This window comes from Mesorhizobium delmotii (assembly GCF_900149755.1).
Lineage (GTDB): Bacteria > Pseudomonadota > Alphaproteobacteria > Rhizobiales > Rhizobiaceae > Mesorhizobium > Mesorhizobium delmotii.
In genome coordinates this window covers 1-6,353 of record NZ_FUIG01000056.1, presented here as the reverse complement: position 1 = coordinate 6,353, position 6,353 = coordinate 1, and the positions used below count along the sequence as shown (strand labels likewise).

The following is a 6,353-nucleotide window of genomic DNA, read 5'->3' as shown; positions in this document are numbered from 1 at the left end:
CAATTAATCGCGACACGCTTTAGCTGCGATCATCGCAGGGCATTGGTGGCGCTGAACCAAACGCTGCTCCAGACAGTGAAGGAAGTGACCGGGAGGCCCGCGCCCTGGGTGCAGTGGCACTCGACAGGGCCGGCGCTGCCCCCTGCCTAGCAGGCGACCCTATTGCGAACGCTCGACCGCAAATGTTGGGGCATCATCTCCCTTGCCTACCTGGAGAAATTCAACGATGGCAAATAGAAGTTGCTCGGCCAAGGTCCTATTCATAGCCAGCTCGATCGTGCCGGTGTCGGTCTCCAGTTCGAGGAGTCCGATCAAAGGCTCGGCTGATAGGAGTGTGGTGTCGACGTCGAGAAGTTTGTTGAATCCGGATTTACTGGGCTTGCGTTTCATAGGGCCTCCCTTTTAGCGCCCGTCCCTTGCCTCGCGCTAGGCGCTCGGACGGAGCGCATTAAATTCCTTCATCCCAAAAATCCTGCAGCGATGCGTGCCTCAGGTCTTCCTCGCCCCTGAGGTGCTTCACACGGGCTTTGATCCCCGGCTTGACCCACTGCGTCGCCGGCCGCTTTGGCATGTCATTGGGCGGTGGCCCGGCGTGTTCCTGGACACGTTTCCAAAGCCGCTCGCGCATCTCGCGATTGACGCTGACGAACGCACTGCCGACATATTTGCGGGTCCCCGGCTCGGCCATCAGAGCGAAGGCCGGCTTGCCCCGCTCGCGTTCAACTCCGAGAAGTTCAAACTCGCTTTCGGTGAAGGATTTTGTTTTCAGCCAATTGGTGGTCGGGCCGCTGCGATATTTGCTGTCCCGACGCTTCGATACCATCCCTTCCAGGCCGGCCGCGTCGATCAGATGATAGATCGCATTAGCCTCTCCCGGCATTGTCTCACTGAACTGGATGCGGCTGTCAGACCCAATAAGGCCGGCCAGGATTTCCCGCCGATCCTCTAGCGCCATGTCGCGCAAGTCGTGGCCATTGAGATGCAGCAAATCGAACGCGACGAAATAGAGGTCGTGCTGGCGCCTGGTGATTGCCTTGCGCAGCGCGGCAAAATCCGAAAGGCCAGCCTCATTCAAGACGACGACTTCGCCGTCGACGATGGCGTTCTGTACGTTGAGACCTTTGGCTGCCTCGACCAGATCGCGGTATTTGGAGGTCCAGTCGAGTCCGCGGCGGGTGAAAATCCGCGCACCGCCGGCGTCGACGATGATCTGGGAGCGATAGCCGTCGAATTTGGCTTCATGCATCCAGTCATCGCCTTGGGGCGGCTTTGCTACCAAGGTAGGCATCATCGGCGGAATGAACTCGAGCCGGCCGACGCCGGTACTTACAATTTTACGCACTTATTCGATTCTAGGCACCAGGCTTATATTAGCCAGAGTGAACGGTACGTGACTCCGCAGGGCTGCGGAAACAAAACATGCCGGCCAGCGTTCCCATTAATCGAAATCCACCAGGAGGACGAAATGGCGGATGATAAGGGCAAGCGCGATCTTCGGGATCGCAACAAGGTGTCGGCGGACGATGATTATGAGGTGAGGTTTTTCGCTCTGCAGAACAACATCACGCCGGAGCAGGTGCGCGAGCTTATCCGCGAGCACGGCAGCGATCGGGCAACTCTGACTGAGGCCGCGAAGGCAATGCCGACTCAATGACCAAACTTTCCGACCTGGGGCCGCCGATCACTGGCACGCGGCACGGCGAACCCGTGAAGGATGAGGGAGAGCATTTCTATTCCTGCCCAACCTGCGGCCAGCCAGTCGATCGGCGGGATCTTCGACAAGTTATTTGGCACGAACAGCCTGGCCACACTCGACTGGAATTCGATTCATGAGTAGCCGGCGCGATGCGCGGGATCGATGGCCTCCGCTCGAAAAAGGCGGTGAAAGCAGGACCTATTTGCGTTGCGCCTACCGACCCAACGGCAGCTTTGACGCTGAGACAAGTTCGTCCTCGTCAGTGATACCGGCCGTATAATGTGCCAGGATCCGGAACGCGAAAGCCTCACGTAGATGTTCGGAGTCGCCTCCCTCTTGAGCCGGTCGAACACGCGGCCCAGCGGGGCTACTTCGGATGCACTGAAGACGCCAAATTCTTTAGCCTTTCGATAATCGGCATACCACCCCCTCCGGCAAAAACGTTCTGCGCAACTAATACGATTCAGGACATCTCGGACAACAAAAAAAGCCCGCCGCACCTTCGGCACCGCGGGCGAGACTTCTCAGTCGTTCACCAGGCACAGGGGTGTGGGCGGGGGTAGTGTGTCCGGTGAACCGAAAACCTATGCACGCCCTCGCGACGCGTCTACCAGCCGGCGGTTGGAATTATCGAGCGCTAGGTAGAGTAGCGTAGCAGCCCCTCCTCCTTGGCAGCAGCCTCGTTCCTTACGTCGTCGGGCGTGAGCGCACATAGGCGCGGCCCTACTGATGCCGCGCGAGCCGGTCCATGGGTGCTGGTTGCTTCGGCCAGACTAGCCAGCGCTTGCTCGACTTTTTGAGCCGAGGCGTCAGTGCGCTTGATGTGCCGGATCATTTGCTGCCTCAGCCGCCCGAGCCTTGCGGCGCGATATACGTCGCCGTATCTCGCAGTTTCAAGGTGGAGGGTCGCGAGCCTCATGGGCGACGATTCCGATTATCTAGCAGTAGAATTCGCGAATCCGCCTTTCGTTCCGATGTCCGACCTTGCCTCGCAAAGGGCTGGGCCGGGGAGCCGCGATGAATGAGCCGCCTCACTGCCAAAAGAGTTCCGCAGATGCTGCTCAGTCGACCGCGGGGCCAACCAGACGGTAGCGGAAGTGATTGCGGATGTGGTCGTTGAAGAAGCGGCCCTTGGCAAACGCGGCCTTGAACGCGGCAAAGGTCTCCGGTGGGACGTCCTTAAACTCGTATCGTTTGCCGCCGGCGACGAGCCACACCGAAAGAATTCTGCTGTCCGGATCGTATTCCGTTTTGCGTATCGAGGTGGATGGCATGACGGCGGCTCGACCAAAAGACGTCAACGATCGGGTGGCCGTCGCGTTCCTTGTTGGGGGTGCGCAAGGCCCAGGAAGGTGGTCCCGGCGACCACGAGGTCAATGGCTTCATGACCACGAAGCCGAACGCTCTTGCCACGGACCTGTCCGCGCGACCGTGAAGGCCCACTGGACTCTCCGGAGCAAAGAACGCATTGTTCCCGAGGGAGCGGGGGCTTGGACAAATCTCGATATAGTAATCGGTCTGGCCAGTGGAGGAAGCGCGCTGGCTTAAGGCGGTATCGTGCGCGACTACTCTCGGGCGTGCCGATGCGGCTGGTGTATGTGACCATCGCGGCAGTGGCCGCATTCGCGACACAGTACTTCCTGCAGCACACCGACGGTTTCCAAGAAGCAGTGAAATGGATCGGCCCGGCTCCCGCTCCGATAGCGGGTGTTGCTTCCGTAATCGACGGCGACACGATCGAAATCCGCGGACAGCGTATTCGTTTCAGTGGAATCGACGCCCCGGAGGCCTCGCAACAGTGCGATGACGCCAAGGGCTTCCGCTACCAATGCGGTGCGAAGTCCGCCGCCGCCCTTGACACCTTCCTGGCAGCCTCGAGGCCGGTCCGGTGCACTTTTGTCGCTTGGGACCGCTACGGCCGCTTTGTTGCCGACTGCTCGCGGGCCGACGGGAAAAGCGTTGCCTCGTGGCTGGTGGAGAACGGCCAGGCGCTCGACTGGCCCCGTTACAGCCAAGGCGGCTATGCAGGGCAGCAGGCGAAGGCCAAGGCGGCGAAGGTCGGTCTTTGGGCTGGCGAGTTCGACGCGCCATGGGATTGGCGCGCTGAGCAAGCGGACCATGCCCGACCGGCCGTCAGCCAGCCTCTCGGCATCATCAGCCGACAGGTAGTGCAAAGTTACTCGTGCCAGCCGCGGCGGACTTGCTCGAAAATCAGCTCATGCGATGAAGCCCAGTGGTATCTCAGCAACTGTCCGTGGGGTGGCAGGCTGGACCGCGATGGCGACGGAAGGGCATGCGAGACGCTGTGTTAGAGGCAGCCAAGTGTTATGCGAGTGCATCTTGCTTAAGCAAATTGATCTTTTGCCAAACGTCTTTATAGACAAAATGGGCTCTGGCGTAGAGGATTAGAATAGCCAATGGGAGGGGAACGAAATGCACAATGGTCGTAAAGAGAGCAAGCGGCTCGCCCATGCAAGATTGGTCCACCGCAGCGTAGAACGACCAATATAGGGCCGCCAGCCCGAACAAGGATGTGACGGCCGCGCAACACGTTACCCAGGTGGCCAAGCTATCGTCATTGATTACGATCTCTCGCTTTGCCGATTCCAAACGTGCCCGAAGGCTGCCGGCTGATGAGGGGTTTCTCACCTTTCTTGATGCGATTAACGTTTCGATTGCCGCGATCTGGCGTGCAAGCGGGCCTCGAGGGACAATGGCTAGCTCTTTGAAAATCGACAGCGCCAAATTTAATCCGAATGCTAGTTGAAGCAGTCCGGAAAACTCATTGAGCCGAAAACACTCTGTTGCGAGCGACTGAGATGCCATTGAAACTTACCCCCCGACCTTCGGCCGTCGAAAGCATCCGCGGCGCGCGACGATTGTCAATCGAAGCGGTCGCGATTGAGGCGAATATCCGACCAGATTTGCTGATCGAAATTGAAACGACCCCGACCGATGTGAGCAAGCGGGTGGCGTTCTCACTTGCCTCCGCTCTGGCTGTACCGGTCCAGTTCCTGTTCGCCAAAGACGTAAAAATCGACGCCAATATGCCCGATTTTCGCACCGCCAATAACAGGCCAGCGGTTCTTACATCGGCAGGACTGACGCGAATCGCGCGCGCTCGTTCTATCGCCGCCTACCTGGCGGACCAAGCGTTCGAAGACTGCACCAGGTTCGCCAATACGAATAGCGTGACCATCAATCAGCAGTCGACCGCGCAAAAGCTACTGAAATCGCTCTATGTCCCCGTCCAGCGCCCCGACGGATCGGTAGATCCGACCCTGACGTTCAGAGAGACGCGTGTATCGCTAGAGCGGAAAGGCATCATCGTGCTCTGCGATAGGGTAGCGGACCCGTTCCGTGGGTTTTGTTACTCTCCCCCCGGTGACTTTCCTATCATCTTCGTGAACACAACCGGACAGCGGCCCGCTACCAAGCTGTTCACACTGATGCATGAAGTAGTGCATGTGCTCCTTGGCAAAACGGGAGTTTCGGACCCGGCCATTCTCAACAACCAGGTTGAAAGATTCTGCAACTCGGTAACTGCCTCGGTCATGATGCCTGCAGAGGAATTTTCCCAAGCCTATAAAAGGGTCGCGGGAAGGGATCCCAGGGCCGTCGTTGATATCCTTTCCAGACGATTTGGCGCCAGTAAGCAGGCGAGCGCCTTACGCGTCTCTGATCTGGACTTGAGCAAAGGCTTTTACGGGGCGTGGTCTGCGACGCTGCCGTCTAAAATCCCCATGATCGAAGAAGAAGATGAAGGTGAGGAAACCAGCGGGGGCGGTGGGATCAGCTCGCAGATTGCCAGGTTCGGATATCTTCTGCCTAACATGCTCACTGCCGCCGTCGACAGGAAGGCAATCTCTCAGTTCGATGCGTACCGGCTCACCAATCTGAAGCCAAGTACGATAAAGCAGATCGCCGCCATCGGTGTTAACCGGCTGGGGCCATAACGGCATGGCCTATAGCGGTATCAATTTTGTGCTGGATCTAGAGGCATGTCTCTATTTTAGCGAAGCTGGCGGAAACCTGAAAGCCGCTCTGTTCCAACGAGCCACAGTCGAACGCATTGCGGTACCCAAAGAGGTTTTCGACCAGATTCGCATCTTCGACAAAAGCTTGGCCGATGAAATATTGGAGTCGGACATCGAAATTGTCGAACTCGATTCCGATGTATACGTCGCCGCTGGCGCACTCAATGAAATCTTTATGACCTCAGGGCATCGGTTAAGCGCTGCCGCAAACGAAAAGGTCCCCGTCATAGCGCTCGTCCATTGTGCGCAAAATGGCGCTAAGCCGCCATGCCACCTTGTATCCGGCGATAACGGACTCCACTCCTCGTCAATGAGAAGCCTCTGTGCCGCCCTGAAAGTCCCCTTTATGGAAGTCACCAGCTTCTAGCAGCATTTGGCGCTGTGTGGGAGATTGGTGTGGGACCAAGTGGCAGATTTGCTCGAAAGCCCAGCTAAGCGACTGTGCCCTTCCCGAGAGATGGGTGACAGTTCATTCCGGAGACATGGTGAAGTGCACCCCTCGGGTGAGACAGAGATCAGTAACAGTTCTCCGTTTCTGAGATTGCCGCAGGGGCTTCCCGCCGCAATCGCATTAGGCCGGCTTCATATTCATCCGGCGATTGATAATCGATCGCGGAATG

At 58.1% G+C, this 6,353-nt stretch carries 8 protein-coding genes; 4 read left to right on the top strand and 4 right to left on the bottom strand.

Going from position 1 to position 6,353, the window contains the following annotated elements; translation table 11 throughout:
- Positions 1 to 159: 159 nt before the first annotated feature.
- A complete protein-coding gene (locus tag BQ8482_RS30615) occupies positions 160 to 390 on the bottom strand; it encodes a hypothetical protein (protein ID WP_123151004.1) in 231 nt (76 codons plus the stop codon).
- 58 nt (positions 391 to 448) lie between these two features.
- Positions 449 to 1,291 (bottom strand): ATP-dependent DNA ligase, encoded by an 843-nt coding sequence (locus BQ8482_RS30610; RefSeq protein ID WP_483237939.1) that lies wholly within the window; start codon positions 1,289 to 1,291, stop codon positions 449 to 451.
- Positions 1,292 to 1,465: 174 nt separating this feature from the next.
- On the opposite strand from BQ8482_RS30610, the gene BQ8482_RS30605 reads away from it, so the two are divergent.
- Positions 1,466 to 1,654 carry a DUF3606 domain-containing protein gene (locus tag BQ8482_RS30605; RefSeq protein ID WP_123151003.1) on the top strand — a complete coding sequence of 63 codons (189 nt, stop codon included), beginning with the start codon at positions 1,466 to 1,468 and terminating at the stop codon, positions 1,652 to 1,654.
- Between the two features lie 1,103 nt (positions 1,655 to 2,757).
- On the opposite strand, the gene BQ8482_RS30590 is transcribed toward BQ8482_RS30605, so the two are convergent.
- Complete coding sequence (locus BQ8482_RS30590) at positions 2,758 to 2,970, bottom strand: KTSC domain-containing protein (RefSeq protein WP_123151000.1); 213 nt, start codon at positions 2,968 to 2,970, stop codon at positions 2,758 to 2,760.
- Between the two features lie 309 nt (positions 2,971 to 3,279).
- Here BQ8482_RS30590 and BQ8482_RS30585 point away from each other — a divergent pair, with 309 nt between their 5' ends.
- Positions 3,280 to 4,008, top strand: coding sequence for a thermonuclease family protein (locus tag BQ8482_RS30585; protein WP_123150999.1), 729 nt, complete (start codon positions 3,280 to 3,282; stop codon positions 4,006 to 4,008).
- Positions 4,009 to 4,021: 13 nt separating this feature from the next.
- Here BQ8482_RS30585 and BQ8482_RS30580 read toward each other — a convergent pair whose 3' ends face one another.
- Positions 4,022 to 4,522 (bottom strand): hypothetical protein, encoded by a 501-nt coding sequence (locus BQ8482_RS30580; protein ID WP_133254867.1) that lies wholly within the window; start codon positions 4,520 to 4,522, stop codon positions 4,022 to 4,024.
- On the opposite strand from BQ8482_RS30580, the gene BQ8482_RS30575 reads away from it, so the two are divergent.
- Together BQ8482_RS30575 and BQ8482_RS30570 are read left to right on the top strand one after the other, a co-directional pair.
- Positions 4,522 to 5,652, top strand: a complete 1,131-nt coding sequence (locus tag BQ8482_RS30575) for an ImmA/IrrE family metallo-endopeptidase (RefSeq protein ID WP_165848783.1) — start codon at positions 4,522 to 4,524, stop codon at positions 5,650 to 5,652. The two genes, BQ8482_RS30580 and BQ8482_RS30575, sit on opposite strands and share 1 nt — an antisense overlap.
- A 4-nt stretch (positions 5,653 to 5,656) precedes the next feature.
- Positions 5,657 to 6,100 (top strand): hypothetical protein, encoded by a 444-nt coding sequence (locus tag BQ8482_RS30570; RefSeq protein ID WP_123150996.1) that lies wholly within the window; start codon positions 5,657 to 5,659, stop codon positions 6,098 to 6,100.
- Positions 6,101 to 6,353 lie beyond the last annotated feature (253 nt).

Excerpts from the sequence above, each read along its gene's own strand:
- BQ8482_RS30585 (WP_123150999.1), top strand. The coding sequence starts at position 3,280 with ATGCGGCTGGTGTATGTGACCATCGCGGCAGTGGCCGCATTCGCGACA.
- BQ8482_RS30615 (WP_123151004.1), bottom strand. The coding sequence starts at position 390 with ATGAAACGCAAGCCCAGTAAATCCGGATTCAACAAACTTCTCGACGTC.
- BQ8482_RS30605 (WP_123151003.1), top strand. The coding sequence starts at position 1,466 with ATGGCGGATGATAAGGGCAAGCGCGATCTTCGGGATCGCAACAAGGTG.
- BQ8482_RS30580 (WP_133254867.1), bottom strand. The coding sequence starts at position 4,522 with ATGGCATCTCAGTCGCTCGCAACAGAGTGTTTTCGGCTCAATGAGTTT.
- BQ8482_RS30590 (WP_123151000.1), bottom strand. The coding sequence starts at position 2,970 with ATGCCATCCACCTCGATACGCAAAACGGAATACGATCCGGACAGCAGA.
- BQ8482_RS30610 (WP_483237939.1), bottom strand. The coding sequence starts at position 1,291 with ATGATGCCTACCTTGGTAGCAAAGCCGCCCCAAGGCGATGACTGGATG.
- BQ8482_RS30570 (WP_123150996.1), top strand. The coding sequence starts at position 5,657 with ATGGCCTATAGCGGTATCAATTTTGTGCTGGATCTAGAGGCATGTCTC.